19 protein-coding genes are annotated in these 21191 nt (G+C 37.9%); 5 read left to right on the top strand and 14 right to left on the bottom strand.

All coding sequences use genetic code 11. The features are described 5' to 3' along the window. Positions 1-63 precede the first annotated feature (63 nt). The 3 genes from SJY09_RS07760 to SJY09_RS07770 all read left to right on the top strand — a co-directional run bounded on the left by SJY09_RS07760 (position 64) and on the right by SJY09_RS07770 (position 5538). Positions 64-1278: a sensor histidine kinase gene (locus tag SJY09_RS07760; RefSeq protein ID WP_396638382.1), complete on the top strand. Its 1215-nt coding sequence runs from the start codon at positions 64-66 to the stop codon at positions 1276-1278. A gap of 114 nt (positions 1279-1392) precedes the next feature. Next, positions 1393-3912 (top strand): M14 metallopeptidase family protein, encoded by a 2520-nt coding sequence (locus SJY09_RS07765; protein WP_396638383.1) that lies wholly within the window; start codon positions 1393-1395, stop codon positions 3910-3912. Between the two features lie 93 nt (positions 3913-4005). Then, on the top strand, positions 4006-5538 hold the full coding sequence (locus SJY09_RS07770) for an amidohydrolase family protein (RefSeq protein WP_396638614.1): 1533 nt from the start codon (positions 4006-4008) through the stop codon (positions 5536-5538). A 165-nt stretch (positions 5539-5703) separates the two neighbouring features. On the opposite strand, the gene SJY09_RS07775 is transcribed toward SJY09_RS07770, so the two are convergent. From SJY09_RS07775 to SJY09_RS07825, 11 genes are all read right to left on the bottom strand, one after another. Continuing rightward, positions 5704-5961 carry a hypothetical protein gene (locus SJY09_RS07775; protein ID WP_396638384.1) on the bottom strand — a complete coding sequence of 86 codons (258 nt, stop codon included), beginning with the start codon at positions 5959-5961 and terminating at the stop codon, positions 5704-5706. Positions 5962-6260: 299 nt separating this feature from the next. Beyond that, on the bottom strand, positions 6261-7613 hold the full coding sequence (locus tag SJY09_RS07780; protein ID WP_396638385.1) for a DEAD/DEAH box helicase: 1353 nt from the start codon (positions 7611-7613) through the stop codon (positions 6261-6263). Between the two features lie 205 nt (positions 7614-7818). After that, complete coding sequence (locus tag SJY09_RS07785; protein ID WP_396638386.1) at positions 7819-8238, bottom strand: GNAT family N-acetyltransferase; 420 nt, start codon at positions 8236-8238, stop codon at positions 7819-7821. Between the two features lie 51 nt (positions 8239-8289). Next, positions 8290-9249, bottom strand: coding sequence for a 23S rRNA (adenine(1618)-N(6))-methyltransferase RlmF (gene rlmF / locus SJY09_RS07790; protein WP_396638387.1), 960 nt, complete (start codon positions 9247-9249; stop codon positions 8290-8292). Positions 9250-9823: 574 nt separating this feature from the next. Beyond that, entirely contained in the window at positions 9824-10843 is a 1020-nt protein-coding gene (locus tag SJY09_RS07795; RefSeq protein WP_396638388.1) for a hypothetical protein, read from the bottom strand. A gap of 185 nt (positions 10844-11028) precedes the next feature. Then, positions 11029-11865, bottom strand: a complete 837-nt coding sequence (locus tag SJY09_RS07800; RefSeq protein ID WP_396638389.1) for a VOC family protein — start codon at positions 11863-11865, stop codon at positions 11029-11031. Positions 11866-11941: 76 nt separating this feature from the next. After that, positions 11942-12310 (bottom strand): response regulator, encoded by a 369-nt coding sequence (locus SJY09_RS07805; protein WP_396638390.1) that lies wholly within the window; start codon positions 12308-12310, stop codon positions 11942-11944. Beyond that, positions 12303-13652, bottom strand: a complete 1350-nt coding sequence (locus SJY09_RS07810; RefSeq protein WP_396638391.1) for an ATP-binding protein — start codon at positions 13650-13652, stop codon at positions 12303-12305. The genes SJY09_RS07805 and SJY09_RS07810 overlap by 8 nt, the downstream gene beginning before the upstream one ends. A gap of 259 nt (positions 13653-13911) precedes the next feature. Next, on the bottom strand, positions 13912-14646 hold the full coding sequence (locus tag SJY09_RS07815; RefSeq protein WP_396638392.1) for a flavodoxin family protein: 735 nt from the start codon (positions 14644-14646) through the stop codon (positions 13912-13914). A gap of 198 nt (positions 14647-14844) precedes the next feature. Further along, complete coding sequence (locus SJY09_RS07820; protein WP_396638615.1) at positions 14845-17343, bottom strand: ABC transporter permease; 2499 nt, start codon at positions 17341-17343, stop codon at positions 14845-14847. A gap of 47 nt (positions 17344-17390) precedes the next feature. Continuing rightward, on the bottom strand, positions 17391-18080 hold the full coding sequence (locus tag SJY09_RS07825; protein ID WP_396638393.1) for an ABC transporter ATP-binding protein: 690 nt from the start codon (positions 18078-18080) through the stop codon (positions 17391-17393). Positions 18081-18141: 61 nt separating this feature from the next. Here SJY09_RS07825 and SJY09_RS07830 point away from each other — a divergent pair, with 61 nt between their 5' ends. Then, entirely contained in the window at positions 18142-18861 is a 720-nt protein-coding gene (locus SJY09_RS07830) for an arylesterase (RefSeq protein WP_396638394.1), read from the top strand. On the opposite strand, the gene SJY09_RS07835 is transcribed toward SJY09_RS07830, so the two are convergent. The 3 genes from SJY09_RS07835 to SJY09_RS07845 all read right to left on the bottom strand — a co-directional run bounded on the left by SJY09_RS07835 (position 18858) and on the right by SJY09_RS07845 (position 19961). Beyond that, the gene (locus SJY09_RS07835) at positions 18858-19097 is read right to left on the bottom strand and encodes a hypothetical protein (protein ID WP_396638395.1); all 240 of its coding nucleotides are present in this window, start codon (positions 19095-19097) and stop codon (positions 18858-18860) included. The genes SJY09_RS07830 and SJY09_RS07835 overlap by 4 nt on opposite strands. A gap of 474 nt (positions 19098-19571) precedes the next feature. Continuing rightward, the gene (locus tag SJY09_RS07840) at positions 19572-19697 is read right to left on the bottom strand and encodes a hypothetical protein (protein WP_396638396.1); all 126 of its coding nucleotides are present in this window, start codon (positions 19695-19697) and stop codon (positions 19572-19574) included. 27 nt (positions 19698-19724) lie between these two features. Further along, on the bottom strand, positions 19725-19961 hold the full coding sequence (locus SJY09_RS07845) for a hypothetical protein (protein WP_396638397.1): 237 nt from the start codon (positions 19959-19961) through the stop codon (positions 19725-19727). A 274-nt stretch (positions 19962-20235) separates the two neighbouring features. On the opposite strand from SJY09_RS07845, the gene SJY09_RS07850 reads away from it, so the two are divergent. Further along, a complete protein-coding gene (locus SJY09_RS07850; RefSeq protein ID WP_396638398.1) occupies positions 20236-21189 on the top strand; it encodes a hypothetical protein in 954 nt (317 codons plus the stop codon). The last annotated feature ends 2 nt before the right edge of the window (positions 21190-21191 follow it).

Below are 21191 nucleotides of genomic sequence, written 5' to 3' on the forward strand. Positions count from 1 at the left end.
ATAAAACATACCTAGCTTTACAATAGAAAAATGTTCCTGAAACCAAGAAATTAATTTGATTCTATGAACGATTTAAATATCGACCAAGAACGCTTAGAGGATAAGATTAAACTTATTTTAAAAGTGAATTACGTTTCTAGTGCATTGGCTATTGTTTTTGGCCTTGCTTGTTTTTTTATACTAGATATTAAAGAGATTATTCCGTATGTATTCGTAATTTTTGGTTTGCTGAACTTAACCAATACCATTTTTTTTAGAAAACACCAAAGCCTTAACTCTACCTACAACTTATCTTCCATATTAGCACTCATAAGTGCTTTCATTATAACCATATATTCTGGTGGTATCAATAGTTCTTTTATTTTCACATTGGCATTGATAGTTTTTGCGGGATACGTCACTACAAGACAATATGGTCAGATTTATCTGAATTTAATTTTCTTTTTGGTGATTTTAATTTTTTCACAAAGTATCCCAGACTTTACCTTTACTGAAAACGTTATTCCGGAAAAATCCAGAAACCTTTTTAATCTATTTTCCATTCTTTTTTCGGTATATCTACTAGGAAATATCTTCGGTAAAAATTTATTAAGAACGCACCACGCATTGTACAGGTCAAAACAAGAATTACTTGTGCAGATGGAGGAAAAGGAAACGCTGCTAAAAGAAGTGCATCATAGGGTAAAAAATAATTTACAGACCGTCTCCAGTCTGTTGAGCCTTCAATCTAGAAACGTTGAGGAAGCTAGAATGAAAACCTTACTTAAAAGCACGCAGAACCGAGTTATATCAATGGCTATGGTTCATGAAATGCTCTACATGAGAAAAGATATAGCGCATATAGAGTATAAGTCGTACGTGCAGGAACTAAGCGAATACCTTATACGCTCCATTAAAGGTTTGGACAGCAAGGTTCATTTAAAAATTGATATCCCTGATATTAAATTAGGTATCGACACTGCCATTCCTTTAGGACTATTGATTAACGAAGCGGTCACCAACGCACTTAAATATGGGTTTTCAGATGAAGAGGAAGGAGAAATATACATCGCACTAAAGAAAGAACTAGACAAGCAATATGTGCTTAATATTGGAGATAACGGTGTTGGTTTCCCAGAGACCGTTAACTACAAAAATTCCAAATCATTAGGGTTAAAACTTATCCATAACCTAACAAGACAATTAAAAGGTACCATTCAAAGGGATAATAGCAAGAAAGGAACTAATTATATCATTAAATTCAAAGAGATAAAACAACAATTAGTCCCAGCTATTTAATTTAAGGACAGGCATATTATCAAGTTCATAATAAAGCATGTTAAGTAGTTTACTAGTGTAAATAATCTTAGGATATTACTTATATTTAAACGGCTAACTCAAAAAAACCGTTTCATGTTAAAAAAATTACTCCTAGTTCTTTTCCTATCCTGCAGCACCACCTACGGTCAGGATTATTTCTTCAAAAATTTTAAACCCTTTAATACGACGGTACCTTCCCCAGAAGATTTTCTAGGTTACGGTATTGGTGAACACCATACAAGGCATGACTTAATTGTGGCCTATCTAGAGAAACTGGCAGAAGTATCGGATAGGGCTACCATACAGGAATATGGGAAAACACACGAAGGGCGTAAATTGGTTATGCTAACAATTTCTTCACCCAAAAATCAAAATAATTTAGAATCGATTAAAGCCGCTCATCTGGCGTTCACGGATCCTTCAAAATCAGTTTCCAATTATGAAGATGTTCCGATCTTCGTGAATTTAGCCTACAATGTACATGGCAATGAACCCTCTAGTTCAGAAGCAGCTTTATTATCGGCCTATACTTTTGTCGCCTCTGAAAATCCTGAAATCCTAAACTATATTGACAACGCGGTAATTTTTATTGACCCCACGATTAATCCGGATGGTCGTGACCGCCATACGCAATGGGCAAATACCTATCAAGGTTCGCCCGAAGTCGCGGACCCACAAGATGCAGAACATAACGAGTACTGGCCAATGGGTAGAACCAACCATTATTGGTTTGATTTAAATAGGGACTGGCTATTAGGAGTAAATCCAGAAAGTAGAGGCAAACTAAACTGGTATCATCAATGGTATCCTAACGTGGTTACCGATTTTCATGAAATGGGAACGCAGAGTACGTATTTCTTTGAGCCTATGAAAACTAATGGTTCGCTTAATCCTATTATGCCGAAAGAAAATTATGAGGATTTAAACACACTTTTTGGTAATGAATTTGCCAAAGCCTTGGATAGTATTGGTTCGCTTTACTTTACAAAAGAAGTTTTCGATGGCACCTATCCCGGTTATGGTTCTTCATATCCAGATTTACAGGGAGGTTTAGGACTGTTGTTTGAGCAAGCTAGCTCCAGAGGGCACAGACAAACAACAGCATTCGGAGAAATTACTTTTGCCTTCACTATAAGAAACCAATACACCTCCAGTATTACAACGGTAAAAACTGCTGTAAATAATAAAGCTTATATGCGAAAATACCAACAGCAATTCTTTAAAAGTGCTTTGACAAATGCCGGAAAAAGTAAAATAAAAGGGTACACTTTTGGAGACGCTCACGACCAAAACCGAACAAAGGCATTTGTGGACAAGCTGTTACTACATAAGATTGATGTCTATAAAACTGGTGATAATTATGTAGTACCTACCCGGCAACCGCAATATAGGATGGTGCAAACCATGTTCGAAACTTATGAGAAGTATAGGGATAGTGTTTATTATGATGCATCTGCCTGGTCCGTAGCTAACTTCTACAATATGAAATATAAGAGTACCACCACGCTAAATTTAGGTACTAAAATTACAAGTACGGATAATTTTGTAAAGGTAGCTCCAGTTCAAAAATCGAATTATGCCTATGTGATGGATTGGGACGATTACAATGCCCCGGCCGCCCTTTACTACCTGCAACAAAAAGGTATTGTTGCTTCTTCGGCCGCAAAACCTTTTACGGTAAAAACTGGAAATAATGCTAAGAATTTTAATTATGGTGCCGTACTTATACCGGTTAGTCTCCAAAAAATGGATGCCAATAAAATCTATAATCATCTGAAAGAGGCTCAAAAGAAGTTTGAAGTCCCAATGCTCGCCGTTAACACAGGACTTAATTTAGGAGGCGTTGATATGGGTAGTCGTTTTATCACTCCTATTAAGCAAACAAGGGCTGCGATGCTTATCGGTGATGGGGTCCGGTCCTATGAAGCGGGAGAAGTTTGGCATTTATTGGATAAAAGGGTTCATATGCCCATTACCAAAATACCGATGCGTAATTTTAATCGTGCCAATTTTGACAAATACAATACCTTGGTAATGGTTTCTGGCAGATATAACCTTACAGAGAAACAGCAGGCCAAGATAAAATCATGGACAAGTAAGGGCAACACGTTAATTACAATCGGTACCGCAAGCAAATGGGTTATCGACAAAAAATTAGTGAGCGAAGAACTCAACAACGTAGAAAAAGATTCATCAGAAACAGTGGTCCAAAAACCTTATGTAGATGCAGGAGAAAATATTGGGAAGGAAAGTGTAGGTGGTGTTATTTTGAGAGCGGATATCGACAATACCCACCCCCTAGCCTTTGGTTATCATGATACCAGCATACCAGTGTACAAAAACAATACGGTTTGGTTAGCTCCAAGTCAAAATGCGTATGCCACGGTAGCGAAATATAACAAGAACCCTCATATCGATGGATTTCTCACTAAAAAGAATATGGAGGAAAACGTGAAAAAATCCGCTTCGCTTATCGTAAGCAAATTAGGAAGTGGTCGTGTTGTTCTATTTGCGGACAATCCTAACTTTAGAGGCTCCTGGTACGGAACAAACAGGTTATTCCTAAACGCACTGTTCCTGGGAGATAAGATAAATGTTCCTACCGAAAATTAATTTTAGACCTAATAAATCAACGTATCAAAGCATACTAGCATGAAAAATATAACACTCTTTTTACTCCTTAGTCTAATTTCAATAGCTGGCCTTATGGCGCAGTCCTTAGAGGGAGACGGTCCACACTCGCAATTGATAATTAGAGGGGTAATGCTCATTAATGGAAATGGAGCACCTCCACAGGGACCAATAGATATTGTAGTGGAAAATAACCGTATTAAAAAAATTCAGGTAGTTGGCTACGACGGTGTACCCATAGATGAAACCAAAAGACCCAAGCTAAAGGCTGGAGGCAAGGAGTTAGATTGTAATGGCATGTATCTCTTGCCTGGCTTTGTTGACATGCACGGGCATATTGGCGGTACTGCCCAGGGAGCAGAACCCGATTATGTTTTTAAGCTTTGGATGGCACACGGTGTAACTACGGTACGCGAACCTAGCGGCAGAGGTGTTGATTTTACGATGGATTTAAAACGTAAGAGCGCTAAAAATGAAATTATTGCACCACGCATAATGGCATATACCGGTTTTGGACAAACAAGCAAGACCTTTAACCCTTTAAACGACATTCCCATCTCAACACCAGAGCAAGCACGCGAATGGGTACGGGCAAACGCCAAAAAAGGCGCCGATGGTATTAAATTTTTTGGAGCTGAACCAGAAATCATGGCGGCCGCTCTAGACGAAAATAAAAAACTAGGTTTAGGTTCTGCCTGTCATCATGCACAACTAAGCGTAGCCAGATGGAACGTTCTACATTCTGCTCGTGCGGGCTTAACCTCTATGGAACACTGGTACGGGCTTCCAGAAGCGCTCTTCGATGATAGAACGGTTCAAGATTATCCTTTGGACTATAACTACCAAAACGAACAGCATCGATTTGAAAACGCAGGAAAACTCTGGTCCCAAGCAGCAGCACCATATTCAGACCATTGGAATGCTGTAATGAACGAATTGCTAGAATTGGATTTTACGCTGGACCCTACTTTTAATATTTACGAAGCAAGTAGAGATTTACAACGTGCCAGACGTGCAGAATGGCATGAAGACTATACCCTACCCTCTTTATGGGAGTTTTATCAGCCTAGCAAAATATCGCACGGCTCGTATTGGCATGATTGGGGTACGGAACAGGAAGTAGCCTGGAAAAAGAATTATAAACTTTGGATGACCTTCATCAATGAATATAAAAACAGGGGTGGCAGAGTTACTACCGGCTCGGATTCTGGTTTCATATTTCAACTATATGGCTTTGCGTACATCAGAGAATTAGAATTACTTCGAGAAGCTGGGTTTCATCCTTTGGAAATTATTAGGTCCGCTACCCTAAACGGTGCAGAAGCTTTAGGGATGGATGACAAAATTGGTTCTGTGTCAATTGGAAAAATGGCAGATTTTGTAGTGGTGGAAGAAAATCCACTTAAAAACTTAAAAGTGCTCTACGGCACAGGAGCAATAAAGCTCACCGAAGATAACGATGTAGTACGAGCAGGAGGGGTTAAATACACGATTAAGGATGGTATTATTTATGACGCAAAAGCCCTATTAGCTGACGTAAAGAGACAGGTAGACGAAGCTAAGGCCAAGGAAAATTATACCATTCAACAGCCTGGTATCAAGGATTAAAAATTACGATAAGTACTACGTACTTTAATTGGAGTAAGTGTGTTTTTCTTAGTGCTACGCACTAAGACCTTTAATGTAATAATCGCTGAAACTAAAAATATTGATACTAACATAGGTTCCTAATTTAATTCAGTACATCAGTGTACCATTTTTATAAATCAAAGATTAGGCCAATTTTGGTCTATCTTTCTTTGCACGAAAAGATAAAGCTTTCTTTACCCTAGAATTTGGGTAACGATATAAACGTGCTATAACTTGTTCATTGAAATTTGAACTACTTTCCGCAGGGATAGTACTAGGAGTGCCAGTAACCAAAACAACCCCCACTTTAAAAGTGTCCACTTTATCATTGTTTTCTGAGTCTTGCGCAAAGGCCAAAGTGCTTGTAAAAAGAACTAAGATTGAGGTTATAACAAGTTTCATAATATCTGTTTGGGTTACTTAAAGATAACCTCAAGGACAGATAAGAATCGATGCTATATCGTTGAAATACAGCGTTTTTCGCTAACCTAAAAAATGATAGATAAATTGTAAAAAAGTATCGACAAAAGTAATTAGAGCACAAAACTTCTTACCGATATCACTTGCACTTTATCGATGAAATTCATGGTATGAGTACTATAGTTTTTTTGCTAATCTGACTAATTTATAAGTAAAGGAATGGACTAAATCAAAGACAGAAGTATGTAGAAAGGACTACCGACAAGAATTTTTCAGGAAGCCTATTTTCGTTTGCGTTTCTTACCAAAGTTTTTATCCCCACGAGTTTTTGGTTTGGTATATTTTTTTTTAATGATTCTTTTATAGGCACCACCTTGGTTCTGCTTTCTATTTTTCTCGGATTTTTCATGAAAGCTTGCACCTCTTTCCTCTTCGTTTTCTTTAAGAGGGTTTTCCCGTTCTATATGCTTAGGTCTTTCATCCCGGGTTAATTGCGTGGCAATTTCCACCGTTTCGGGAAGCCTGATCATAGTAATCTTTCTGTTCATTAATTCTTCAATCGCCACTTTTGCAGGTTCTTCTTTTGCCGTAAAAAGAAGAATGGAACTACCTTCCTTTTCTGCCCTACCCGTTCGTCCTATGCGGTGCATATAGTTTTCCGGATAAACAGGTGTATCAAAATTTATCACATGGGAAATTTGGTCTAAATCCAATCCACGTGCCATAACATCTGTTGTAACCAGAATTCGATTCTGACCAGAATCGAACTGATTTATTGAACGCAATCTATAATTCTGGGTCTTATTGGAGTGGATAACGCAAATTTCCTCATTAAAAAATTCGGCCAATTCCTTAAATAATAAATCTGCACTTCGCTTACTGGACACAAAAACCAATACTTTATGAAAAGTGTCCCTATCTTGAAGTAGATGCACCAATAAATTTACCTTGGTATAAAAGTTAGGAATAGCGTAACATGTTTGCGCTATATTATCCAAAGGTGTGCCGCTTACGGCCACAGCTATTTTTTTTACTCCTTTAAAGAAGTCGTTAATTAGCTTTTCCACATCATCGGTCATGGTAGCCGAAAACATTATGTTCTGTCTACGTTTAGGTAATAGTTCAAAAATATTTACCAGTTGAAATCGAAAACCTAAATCCAGCATAACATCAACCTCATCAATAACCAGTTTTTTTACGTTTTTTAGCTGTAATGCCCGGGTAAGCATAAGGTCGTACAAACGTGCTGGTGTAGCTACTACAATATCGGTACCTAAAGCCAATACCTCTTTCTGCTTATTCATACTCGTGCCACCATAAACACCCGTAACCCGCACTGAAGCATACTTGGCCAGTTTTTCTATCTCTTCCGCCACTTGTACTACAAGTTCCCGAGTTGGTACTAATACCAATACACGCGGATGTATCTCTTTAGAAAAAGATAGCATATTCATTAGCGGCAAAAGGTAGGCAAAGGTTTTACCTGTTCCCGTTTGCGCTATACCAACAACATCCTTACCACTCATAACTACGGGAAAGGCCTGCTCTTGTATAGGAGTAGCCTCCTGAAAACCTAAATCATCTAGGGCGTTACGCAGAGGGTTGCTAATTTTAAATTCGGAAAAAGAGGCCATAGGCGTTGTATTTATAATGCAAAGCTAGGCGGTTAAAACTTGTAATACCACAAAAACTACTATTTAATGGCTATTTCTACTTTTGTTGCCACGTTCACTTACTTAAAATAAAGTAGTAGTATTTTACATGAAAATCAGGAAAAATGATAAGGTTGATGAAATGGTAATATACTGGTTCACAGCTAACATGTACTTTTTCCGATAATCAGATTGTTAATTTTTTTTCCATAATACAATAATCAAGTCCTCCTTTCTGAAAAGTCTGGTCCGTTTCTATCATACCAAAATTTTTATAAAACCCGGTTTTATCTGCCCGGGCATTACACCATAACCAATTTACATGTCCTTTTGCCACAACATAGTTTGTGAGGTACCGCAATAGACGTGTTGCATACCCCTTACCTTGTTCTGAAGTTTTAGTAGCCAATTTTCTGAACTGCGCCTTATTACCCTCAACAAATAAAGATACCACGGCCACAATGGCATTATTTTTTAGCAGTCCAAAATGGATTCCTTCCTCATCGTTATCCAATTTTACAAAATCCAAAGGTTTGTCCGGCCACATGACCTCATGTCTCAAATTATAGGTTTCTTGAGCAGTAATCTGTTTAATTTCTATATGCAAAAAATACTGTGTTTTTAAATTTTATTATTCTTTTGGTTGACTTTGAAGTCATTATTTCCATCGCACGGTTCGCCATTCTTTCTGTTCCGCTTTAGAAAGGAAGGTCCAGGCAACGATTCTAGTGGCTTTATTTCCCGTTCCCATAGGAATAGTCTTTACTTCTTTAGCACTTACTTTTATTAATAGGTTATCAATACTCCTTAAATTGGATTGTTTGGAAACCAAAGTTGAAAACCAATAACACTTCTTTCCATATTTCCTACTCTCCCAAATCATGTTTTGAATAAATTTTAATTCTCCACCCGCATATACCAATTCACTTTTTACTCCAGAAAAATTAAGAACAGGTATACTCAATTTCTTGCCCGATAAATTTTTCACTTTCCTTCGACTTCCTTTTTGCGCATCGTCTAAAGAGGCATGAAAAGGAGGATTACAAACGGTGATATCTATAAGTTCCGTTGGAGCCAAAATATCCTGGAAGAAAGCTTTTGGACTTTTTTGGAGCCTCAAGTCTATCTTATTCTTAAGTGAAATATTAGCACTACTAATTTTCTGGGCAGATGCAATTGATTTTGCATCAATATCCGAACCAATAAAATTCCAATCATATTCTACGACACCAATAATCGGATAAATACAACTTGCGCCTACACCTAGGTCTAGACAGGTAATCGCATTTCCTATTGGTAATCTTCCAAAATTACTTTCCATAAGCACATCTGCCATATAGTGGATATAATCCGCTCTGCCAGGAATAGGCGGACACAAATTCTCATCCGGAAACTCCCAGTATTTAATTCCGTAGTAATAACTCAGTAATGCCTTATTCAAAAGTTTTACCGCAATAGGACTTGAAAAATCTATGGAAGGTAGACCAGATTTATTAGGCTTTACATAACCCTCCAAAGTTGGGGTAGTTTTTATAAGCGCATTTAAATCATATGGTTCCCTATTTCTATTACGTGGGTGTAACCTCGTTTTTAACTGCTCTTTTTTATTTACTGACATGGTTTGGTTTTATACGTAAGGGCTTAATTCACTTAGATTTCTATACGCTGCATTTATTACAAAAAAGTTCAAAATGACTATCGGCTAGTTTACACCTCACTAATTTAAAGTATAGGTTTATATTCGGGTAGTTTGGCACATCTGCCCTTAGGGTTTCGGAATTAGGCTCCATAGCATAAAAATAGAATCAAAAAATGAATCTCACTAGATCAAGTGGAAATAATTCGGGGGTTTGAGACAGTCTGACGGTCTCGTACAAGCGTCAGTTACGGGTTAATATACATAGACTTTTCGGTTTAGCACAGACCTTAGTAATTCCGAGTGGATTCAGATGTAGTCGAATCCGCTGAAATCGTGGTTATACATTGTTCTTGTTAGTGTTTTTTCACGCTGTTAATTTTCGGATAATCATAAAACTACCATAATCTCCTAAATCAATCGGAAATCTTTTAACTTTTTCCGTTACTATTTTTTGTCCGTTTCTGGTCAATTCCACTTGCCAATCACTTGAAACTGGGAAAATAATCGGTTTTGTCAAAGTCTCATTGTTCTCTGCGAAAATCAAGTCCCAAAGCTACCGATGTGTAGCTTTATCAATAATACCCTTAAATTCAATTTTATCATCAACATAAAAAGCCAAATTCTTATACGTTCGTTTTATTCCATAAAGTGCAATAAGCTCATTTTCCTTCTTTAACCGAATGATGACATTATGTGTTTCCAACTCACCAAAGATTGATAACTTTCGAGTCTCTTTATCTAGTATTAGTTCTTTTGATGAGATTTCAATAGCCGCTATATCCCTGAGCGCTATGGTGGTTTCTGCCATAATCCCATATCTTAGAAAAAGTTGGTCATCGGCGATCGCTATAGGTCTCTTGAGCATGGATTTTAAAAAACCAAAAATTTGAATACCGGAATATATACTTAAGAAAGACATGATCCACGCCGTCACGGCACTCCATTTAGCAAGTAAAATGTGAAGTACTACGGTTTCTATTGCAACGATTAAAAGAATAGCAATAAGCACCGATATCGTACCACTATTTTTATGATAGGAGAATTCCCCTTTCTTTAATTTTCTTTTTCTCCAAAATATAAAACTGTAGTAAAACACCGCGATTTCCGTAATAACAGGAATCACCGCAACTCTAGGTAAAATTTCGTAGCAAGTTTTCTTTAAGGTCGTAAAAAAATCGAACGATGCTGCTGTCTTATGTACTCTGTACTTTTTTATTGCATGGATTACGTTGAAGATTACATAGCTTAAAACAGCCAATTCAATTATTGGAAAGACCCAAACTCTAAAAAGGTTCAAATAATATTGATACTCCACAGGTATAATGAATGACCCAACGACCATACCCAAAATCAAAAAAGGAAGTACTGTGAACTTAGGGATATTGGTTCTCCTTATTAATAAGAAGTAAATGAGAGGTGCGGTAAGGAGTAAATCGAAAGTTATTCCAATTGAAAGCGGATTTGAATTTGACCTTAAGAATGAAGATTGGGAAATACCCACCATTATAGCCATAATAAAAAGCGGAACTGCGATTAAAAACAGGCTTCGTTGAAGATTTAAGGTCTTGGTCATAGTACCCGGTTTTACAATTTTATTCTTATTCAAAAACACGCTTTATCATCCATTATAGAATAATTACACATTGCTTTAAAGTTAAGATTTTTTAGCCTGATTCTCGGTAAAGAAAGCTATGTTATTGGTAGGTTATAATAGTACTCTTATAGTACTATGGCGGATAGCAAAACGAAATATGCTAATCATAAGTAAACCATTAGCGGTAATGCCGGTCGTAAGTCAAAAGTTTTACCTTGTATCTGATTATCAAAATAAAGTTCCATTACATGTTCCCCTCCAATCTTGACATTTATGTGCTCAATGGAATTGATTGCCCTAATCGTTTCTGTTTTTAGATTTACCCCGTGGGCAGTGATTACGATATTGGTAATACGCTTGGCACCATTGGGATGCCTGAAATAATTTTTCCAGCGAGAATCCTCACTGGGAGTATTCTCTAAAGCCGTTACAGTTTCAAAAGTTATTGCCTCAATCCCGGGATATACCACAAAAATAGAAGGTTCATTCAGGTATAATTTAGAATTCTCAGCTGAAAAAATACTTGACTTCTCTTCCATCCAATCCTGATGGTAACGAACTTTTTTAAAAGGAATTTTTTCAACCCTATAATCTTTTACTTTTAGGGCGATACTAAAAGGAGAAGCTTCGTTAAGGTCAAAGTTGGCTCTTTCAGTAAAATCTAACTGTTTATTTTCTACATTATTCTCCTCAAATTCCTCTTGGTCATTAACAAATATTAATTCGAGGTATCCATTCAAAAAATTAAAATATCTTCCTGCAGTTCCTTGCCCCTCATGAATAGCAGAAAGTGAATCGGGAACAGAAGTAAAACCAATCTCTGTAAGGCATTTTTTTGCTTTTGTTGGGTCTTTCACCCATATATTCAAATGATCTACATCAAAGCCAGGAGAAGCATTCTTCGTTTGACCAAAAGTTGTTTTACCATTCTTAAAATTATCGCAGGAATTAGTGAAACAAATCAAGACAACAAAAATAATACCGTAATTACGAATCTTCATTTCAACTATTTATAAAAGAAGTGTTTAGTTACCATAAAATCTGAAACTAAATCAAAAATTTCATTAGTGCATCCTTTTACGCTAACGCTTTTGAAAAAGCCAAAAGCATTTGGGTAATATCAAATGGCTTTCTTAAATGGGAAATAATCAGCTTGGAGTTTATCGCCTCATTTATTTCCGGTGTAATATCAAAACCAGTAAGTAAAAAGAAAGGAAGGTTCGGGTACATTAGCTTTGCATTTTTAATAAAGTCCATCCCGTTCATGATAGGCATCTTCATATCGCTGATTACTAATTTAATTTCCTTATCGTTTTTAAGAATGTCTAGTCCTTCAGCACCATCACTTCCGGTAATTACGTTATAATGTTTACTTAAATTTATTTTAAATAGATGCTGATTGATAACCTCATCATCAACATATAAAATTTTAGATACATCAGTCATGTTGATTTCGGTTTATGGGTAATTTTACGATAACCTTGGTGTATTCATTTTCTTCAGATTCAAACTCAATACTACCCCTGTGGTCTTTTATAATGGTAAACGTAATAGATAGACCCAGTCCTGTGCCTTCTCCGGCTTGTTTCGTAGTATAAAAAGGGTTTACTATTTGAGATATATTTTCTTTACTTATTCCAGAACCACTATCATTTATACTAATCTCAACGAATGATTCAAAACGTTTTGTTTTTACCAATATTTCGCCTTTATCAGTTATGGACTGTATAGAATTATTTAAGATATTCAAAAATACCTGATGCAGTTTACCCAGGTTACCTGTTATATTTACTTCGGAATTGGTATACTCTTTCCTTAAACGTATGCTGTCCTTTATACTAATATCTAGCATAATTAGGCAATCATCGAGAATCCTATGAATATCGCAGAATTCTTCAAAACTATCGGTTGACCTACTAAATTGACTAAGACCATCAATAATTTTCGAAGCTCTTTCAACTCCAGTATTAATGCTATTCAGAAAGAAGTTTACTTGACCATTGGTGGTTTCGTTGCTATCCTCAAAATAATTCTTAAGTCCTGTGTACCCACCTGAAATAAAATTCAAAGGATTATTTATTTCATGTGCAACACCGGCTGTAAGTATGCCCAAAGAAGCCATTTTTTCGGAGTGAATAAGCTGATTTTGGGCCTCAGAAAGTTTATTTACAGCTAACCCCAATTCCTTGTTACTAATCTCCAATTCCCTATTTTTTTGAATAAGCTCTTTGGTCCTCTCCTGCACTTTATTTTCTAGTTCTTTCTTATGTTTATCCAATCTTGTATATAGCTTCTTATGTTCGAGTTCTGCGCCGGCACGCGAAGCAAATATGAGTAATAGGGATTCGTAAGTATGAATATCGGTAATTGGCTCTTTAAACATACAGACTAAGATACCTGTAGGAACAGATTTAGAATTGAATAAAGGAATACCGGTATACGCTTCTATTTCCATATCTGCCAACAATTGGTCTTTTGGAAAAAACAGGGTTACATCCTTTTCGTAGGTACAAGCCGTTTGCCCTACTACGTTTTCACATGGAGTATATTTTAACGGATAAGAAAAATTATCCATTAGCCCCTCTTTGTTCACTAGGGTAAGTGTCGTCATTTCACTGGCATCCTCGTTCAACACCCCAATATAAGTGTAGTCCGCCCCCAATGCGTCGTTCAGCTTAATTACAATTTGTTCAAAAAAAGAATCCCCTAAGTTGTAGATCTCGTTAGAAACGGTCTCATTTATTAACGCTAATCGCTTTTTTAGTTTTACTATTTCGGGTGTATTCATCTCAGACAGAATTACTGATTTGTTCACTAAACACCTAGATACTGACTTGCATATCACTTTGACTTTAAATTACTTAATTTATAAAATCCTAAAAAACCAAATAAAAAGAAGCTCAGTCTAAATCACTATGGTACGTGAGATTTTTCTGTAGTATAAATATAAGGAAACCCCCTCGGATATCATCAATAGTTAAATGGTTTTAATCCATTTCAGAATAATAGCAAATCGTTTAACTGCTAAATAGAAAACCTCAGATGATTTATCTATATTCCGGATTCTCGAATTCCCATCGTTCTCCATTGTCCCATTCTTCCCTAGAGTTTCCATAACCGGGATAACCATTATTTGCTTTGAGCATAGTTGCTAAGTGTAGTAGATTATAGGTCATGAACGTGGTGTTTCTATTCGTGAAATCACTCTCAACCCCAACAGGCCTATCTAATTTCTCCCCTTTCCATTCTTTATCCCCATAACTGGGTCCTGGGCCTACTTTTCCAATCCATCCACAATCCGCTTGTGGTGGAATAGAATAACCTATATGCTGAAGTGAATACAATATACCCATTGCACAATGCTTTATTCCGTCTTCGTTACCAGTAACGATACAGCCTCCAACTTTACCGTAATACATGTATTGACCCTTAGCATTGGTTTTTCCACTCATGGCATAAAGTCGTTCAATAAGTTTCTGAGCTTCAGAAGATTTTTCACCTAACCAAATTGGTGTTCCCAATATTAAAATATCCGCCTCTATCACCCGTTCAAATAATTTTGGCCATACGTCTGCTTCCCAACCGTGTTCGGTCATATCGGGGTAGACACCACTAGCAACTTTGTGGTCTACTAATCTAATCTCATCAATCGTTACATTTTCTTTAGCCATAATTGCCTTAGATACTTCCATAAGACGTGCGGTATGACTTTCTTGTGGCGATTTTTTAAGTGTACAATTAATATAAATCACCTTTAAGTGACTAAAATCTATTTTATCCATAGTTCTAAATTTAAACGATTACAATACAATTAAACACAGTAATATACAAGTTTAAACATATGGCATTAGGATCAACAAAGTAACTAATTAATTTAAAAAGTTAGGGTGAGGCATCTACTGGTTCGTTCCAACATCAAATATATCACCAAAAGCTTTTTTGGTAGCTCTACTCCTTAATGGTGGTTTTTTACTGTTCCACTAGCTATTTTCCCTACGCAACACCTGTAACGGTGGACTTTTTAAGACACTGCTGCTGTTAGATAAGCCAATAGCGAGTACCAAGAGCGTTATTCCTGGCAATACCACCAAAAAGGGCACCATAGAAGGCACGAATGGCGTATCAAAAACAAAATAGGCCAACAATTGGCTACTGACCAAGGACAGCAAAATACCTACTCCACTACCCAAAAGTCCTAAATAAAGGTATTCTAACGCCGTAATTTTAAGAATCTGATTGCTTTTAGCCCCAAGGGTACGTAAAAGTACACTTTCCCGTATACGTTGGTACTTGCTATTACGAACGGAGCCGATAAGCACAATAATCCCCGTAAGAATACTGAAAAAGGCCATAAAACTAATAACCCAAGAAATTTTATCCAGAATACCTTCAACGAGCGTCAATACTTGTCGTAAATCCAAAATGGACACATTGGGGAACCGCTGCACCAACTCACGCTGTAAGCCCGCCGAAGCTTTCTTATCCGGTGCGTTAGTGGTAAGCACGTGAAACTGAGGAGCCTTCTCCAATACTCCGGTAGGGAACACAATGGAAAAATTCAACTGCATCCTTCCCCAATCTACTTGGCGAATACTACCAACTACAGTTTCCATAAGCATACCTTGTACATTGAACAATAAGGTATCTCCCAAAACCACTTGTGCGTCCCGAGCAACATTGTCCGACAACGAAATAGGTACGGGTCTGTTAAGCACTACCTCAGCACCAAAGTCGCCCGAGACCAGTTTTTCAGAACCGATCAAAGAATCCCTATAGGTTACACGAAACTCGTGGTTTAAAATCCATTTATTGATTCCGGTAGTGGTATCCAAACGAATGTCGTTCACCGAGCGTTCTTTAATCTTTTCCAAACGCATGGTAATAATAGGAATATTATCCAATACGGGCATACCCTTTGGGGTTATGGTGTTGGCAACGGCTAATTTCTGGTCCGTCTGCACATCGAACAAAATAATATTAGGGCTTTTCTCGCTAGATTCCAATGTAGCCTTCGCCAATAAAAAGTCCTTGGTAAAATACAGCGTACTTATTAAAAAGGTACCAATACCAATAGCCAAAATAAGTACCGCGGTCTGATTATTAGGTCTAAAAAGGTTCAACAGACTCTGCCTAGAAGTAAAGGTCCAAGATTTCGGAAAAAAACGTTTTACCAATTGCATAAATCCAATGGCGACACCTCCCAAAATGGCAAAGGTGAGTAAGACCACAACTACAAAACCAAAGGCAAATTTAAAGTTACCCAACAGCCAATAGGCAAAAAGGAAGACAAAAAGAACAATAATGGCAAAAACGCCCATAGTTGCCCATCTCGATTTTTCACCCGTACGCTCCTGTACACGTAGCACCGCTAAAGGGGACACATACCAAGTGCTGATAAGGGGTGAAAGTGCAAAAAGAACGGACATGCTAAGACCCAATGACAGTCCTGTGATAATAGCCGAGTAAGAGGTGTTTATCGCGACTTCAAAGGGTAAAAACTCTTGCAGTATCAGCGGAAAGGATTGTTGCAGCACCAATCCGACCAAGGTACCTGCCAGTCCGCCGAGCAAGCCCATACCCGCAATTTGAAGCAAGTATATTAGAAAGGTCTGTTTTCTAGATGCCCCTAGACATTTTAAAACGGACACCGCCTTTAGCTTTTCCTTAATGTATATATGTACGGAGCTGGCAATACCCACACAGCCTAAAAGCAGCGCAATGAAGGCTACCAGATTCAAAAACCGACCTACATTGTCATAGCGCCTTCCCAATCGTTGACTGGTGGCGGTGTGCGTATCCATATCCGCGTTCTGTTCATCCAACAAGGGGTCAACGGTTTTGTCCAGCGCGTCTAAATCGGCATCCGGGTCAACAAAATAATAATCGTACTCCAATCTGCTGCCCTTTTGCAATAGACCGCTCGGCTCCATAAAACGAAAGGGCACCATAACCGGTGGTGCTACAGAAGTTCCAATTCCCGTACTCCCTGGAGCGGTTACCAAAGCCCCTATAATGGGAAAACTTAGCGTACCTAGTTTTACACTATCCCCGGGTTTTAAATTAAACTGTAACATTGCCGTAACATCCACCAATGCCCCTCCCCTTTCTTGGTAGGTTTTTGCAGCATCGGCCGGTTCGGTTTCCAATGTACCATAGAACGGAAAACCGCCCTTTACCCCACGTACTTGCACCAATTTTGTGGCACCGTTCTTGTTAAAGGCCGCCATTGAGGCGAACTTTACTTCCATAGCATCGGCACCACCTAAAGAGTCCATTAGCTGTTGAACACGGGCGTTGGCGGGCTGGTTGCTATCAATTAGATAATCCGCACCCATAAGGGCTTTGGACTGTAATCCTATGTTATCCTTTAAGTTTTGACTGAAAGACTGAATGGACACCACAGCGGCAATGCCCAATATAATCGACGCCATAAATAGCAATAAACGTTTACCACTGGCCTTACCATCTCTCCAAGCCATTTTAAACAACCAGCTCATGGGAGTTTTCGAAGTATGCTTTAAATCGCTCAAGATACCGCCGTAGTTTCGTTAGCAATTATTTTTCCGCCCTTTAATCGTAAAATATGCTGGGTTAATTGTGCTAAATCCAGATCATGGGTTACAATGACCAAAGTAGTTCCCATTTCCTTGTTCAGATCGAATAGCAGTTTTATGACCTTTTCCCCGGTTTCCTCATCAAGATTACCTGTAGGCTCATCCGCAAATAAAATTTCCGGCGCGTTAGCAAAAGCTCTTGCCAGTGCAACACGTTGCTGTTCTCCACCGGATAATTGGGAAGGATAATGGTCGTACCTATCTCCCAACCCTACTTTATGTAACAAATTCTTGGCGTCTTTAATCGCGTGGGCGGCGCCTTGCAGTTCCAAGGGTACCGCAACATTTTCTAAAGCGGTAAGGGTTGGTAAAAGTTGAAAATCCTGAAAAATAAAACCTACTTTCTGATTGCGCAAGAGCGCACGTTTATCCTCGGTCAACTGACTTAGTTCCTGTCCGCATAATTCCACGGAACCCGTGTCCAATTTATCCAGACCGGCGCAAAGCCCTAAAAGTGTCGTTTTTCCACTCCCAGAAGGCCCCACAATGGAAAAGGTCGCTCCCTTCTCAATTGCGAAGTTGATATCGTCTAAAACTGTTAAATCCTTAGCCCCGCTCGTATAGGTTTTCCTTAGGTTACGGACGTTTAATATCTTTGTCATAAGTCATATCGTACAAGAGAACAAAATAAGGCAATGATTTTGACTTTTAGAAGCATAGCACATGGGTAAAGTATTAAAGTTTAGTTATTTTTTTCTAGCGGTATTGGTATACAGCTGTGGTGAAAATCCAAAACAAAAAGCTGCTGAAACACCTACTACGGTAGACGTAAAAGACGATGAAGCAACACTATCCGACAGCAATAAGGTGATTCTTTTCTTTGGAAACAGTTTAACCGCAGCCTATGGCTTGGAAACGGAAGAGGGCTTTCCCAATAGAATACAAGAGCGGATAGATTCCTTAGGTTTGGACTATACCGTTATTAACTCTGGTTTAAGTGGAGAAACAACTTCGGGCGGTTTAAATAGATTGGATTGGGTCCTGAATCAAGAAGTTGACATTTTTGTATTAGAACTAGGGGCAAACGACGGTTTACGTGGAATTCCGTTAACAGAGACACGGGCTAATCTGCAGCAAATGATTGATTTAGTGCGGTCTAAAAATGAAAATACTCAAATTATACTCGCAGGAATGCAGATTCCGCCTAATATGGGAGCAGCCTATACCACAGAATTTCGAAACATATTTCCCGATTTGGCAGCCAAAAACGATATCCTTCTTATTCCGTTCTTACTGGAAGGAGTTGCAGGGATTCCCGACCTGAATTTAGACGATGGGATTCATCCCACCGCCGAAGGTCAAAAAATAGTTGCACGAAACGTTTGGGAAGTGCTAGCAGAAGTAATCCAACCTGTTGAAGAAACAGAGATGGTTCTTGATTAAACCAATTTAACATCTCTCTTTCTTATTTTAAAAGTTAGGGCTCTTTTAATTCTGGAGTGTTTAAGAACAAAAACACCGGTTACCGCTGGGAGCTGTTCCTTGACCAATTTAGTTTGGTGAACAGTGGTGTACATTGGCATGGAAATAGGATTTACCTTTAGTTCCGCTTTCGTATCCTGGGCCTGGGCAAAAGCCCCCATACAGATAACAAGTAATAAAATAAGATTAGTTCGCATAGTAGGTGATTTGGGATATTGATAACTACCACATGTTCATTTTCATTTGATTTGAATCGATAACAAGTTCGTTTTTACCGTTGAAACGCAAAATTTTCGATGAGTTACACCATTTGATTCAAAAATTCTTACAAACACTCTTGTTTTTAATCCGGTTTTTTATACACTTTATCGATTTAATAAGCCTTTTCCTACATTTTATTAAAATTCTGCTAGTTTGCCGAATAATAGCATATTAAGAAACGTGCTTAATAATTGAAGAAACTAATTCGTGCGTTATTTGCGTGAAGTATATGACTTGTTATTCATATGATGTTCTTTCCGTCTCCATTTGCTGCTACAGCAACACCAAGAAAATTATTTTACTAGTAGAATACATAAAAACTTTAAAATATAAGGTGTAGCCAATGCGAATTATAACAAGACGAAACGGACTTTACATTGATTGGGCGCTTTTCTGATAACCGGTTGAGATCATCTTTTAAATCCATTGGTCCTTTCAACAGGAACCAGGACATACCGCCTTTTTAGTTCTGGTTTAAGCGACACTCCTAAAGTTTCCAACATGACCTTGATACTATTACTAATGAAATTTCTCATAATCGTTACTTTTTATCTTGTTCGTTATTAAGCCATTTTAGCTTTGTTTCTTTTTGTAGTAAAAGATAATGCCTTGGTTACTCTAGCATTCTTGTGCTTGTACAATCTAACAACCTGTGTCTTAGTTTCTAAGTTCAACTCGTAAGCTGTTTCGGTCACTATGGTCATTTCAACAGTTTCAACTTTCACGTCAGCGGTGTTGTTCTGAGCCTGAGCGGTCATTCCGATAAAGAAGATAAAGAAGATGGTTGCTATTGTTTTCATGACTTGCGTTTGTTACACTATTATAACGGGAGCAAGTGTGTTTCGAAGGGTGGTCGTTCGCCGAAAAACCCATATTACTCGGTATCTGACAGCAATCCGGTTAAAGTGCAAAAATCCATCGATAAACGACACCTACCCTAAAAACACCTTACCGAAAAAAGATGCGGATAAACGGTTAGGACATCAATCTAAACATGAGAAATTAACGCATTAAACGTTACTTGGAAGCATATCAACTTAGTTCTGATTACTTTTGATGCTCATAATCGCATACATGAAAAATACTTTTAGCAACCTAATAATCGGTCTTTTCGCTATAACGGCATTAGCACAAAATACAGTAACTAATACAATTACTGCGGAGCATATTTCCGTGGAAGGAACTAAAATAAGTTTAGTACCGCCCCCTGATTTCATAAATGCTGCAAACTTTGCTGGTTTTCAACAGAATAGCTCTGGTTCAAGTATTATGATAGTGGAAGTTCCCGCTCCATTCCCGGAGATAGGCAGAGCATTTACAAAAGAAGGGCTTCAAACTCAAGGTATGACACTCCTGGAAAAAGAGGAATTCATCATCAATACAAATACCGCCTTATTGATTAAGGGAGAGCAAGAGGCTTACGGCAATACGTATTCTAAATACACCTTGGCCTTTGGCTCGGAAAATGAGAGTATCCTAATCAATGGCACCTTCTTAAAAGCTAACGAAAATGACCTGGCCGCTGCCGTAAAGAAAACGCTGCTAAGCGTTGTTTATGATGCTGAAAAAATAATCAATCCTTTTGATACGGTAGATTTTAAAATAACTACCGAAGCAACAGACCTCGTGTTTGTAAAGAATGTAGGTCCCTCCCTTTTATTCAATAGAGAAGGAACCATCCCTTCTACTGCTTCGGATAAAGCTATTTTTATTGCTTCGAAGTCTTTTTCCGAATTAGAAATATCTGATAGAAAAAGTTATGCCGAAAACCGTATCAAACAAAATCCTATTACAATAGATAGTATATTAAGTACTACTCCAATAACAATTGACGACCTAGAAGGTTTTGAAATTATAGCTAGAGGCAAAACCAAAACGAAACAGATTGATACGAAAATCTATCAAGTAATCCTATTTTCCGATACGCTTTATTACATCTTATTAGGTTCTTCAGAAGCGGAGTATGAAAAAAATATGGCAGCCTTTAAGACAATCGCCAGAACCTTTAAGAGAAAGGTAAAAGAATAGCT

The organism is Maribacter sp. R77961 (assembly GCF_044594925.1).
Lineage (GTDB): Bacteria > Bacteroidota > Bacteroidia > Flavobacteriales > Flavobacteriaceae > Maribacter.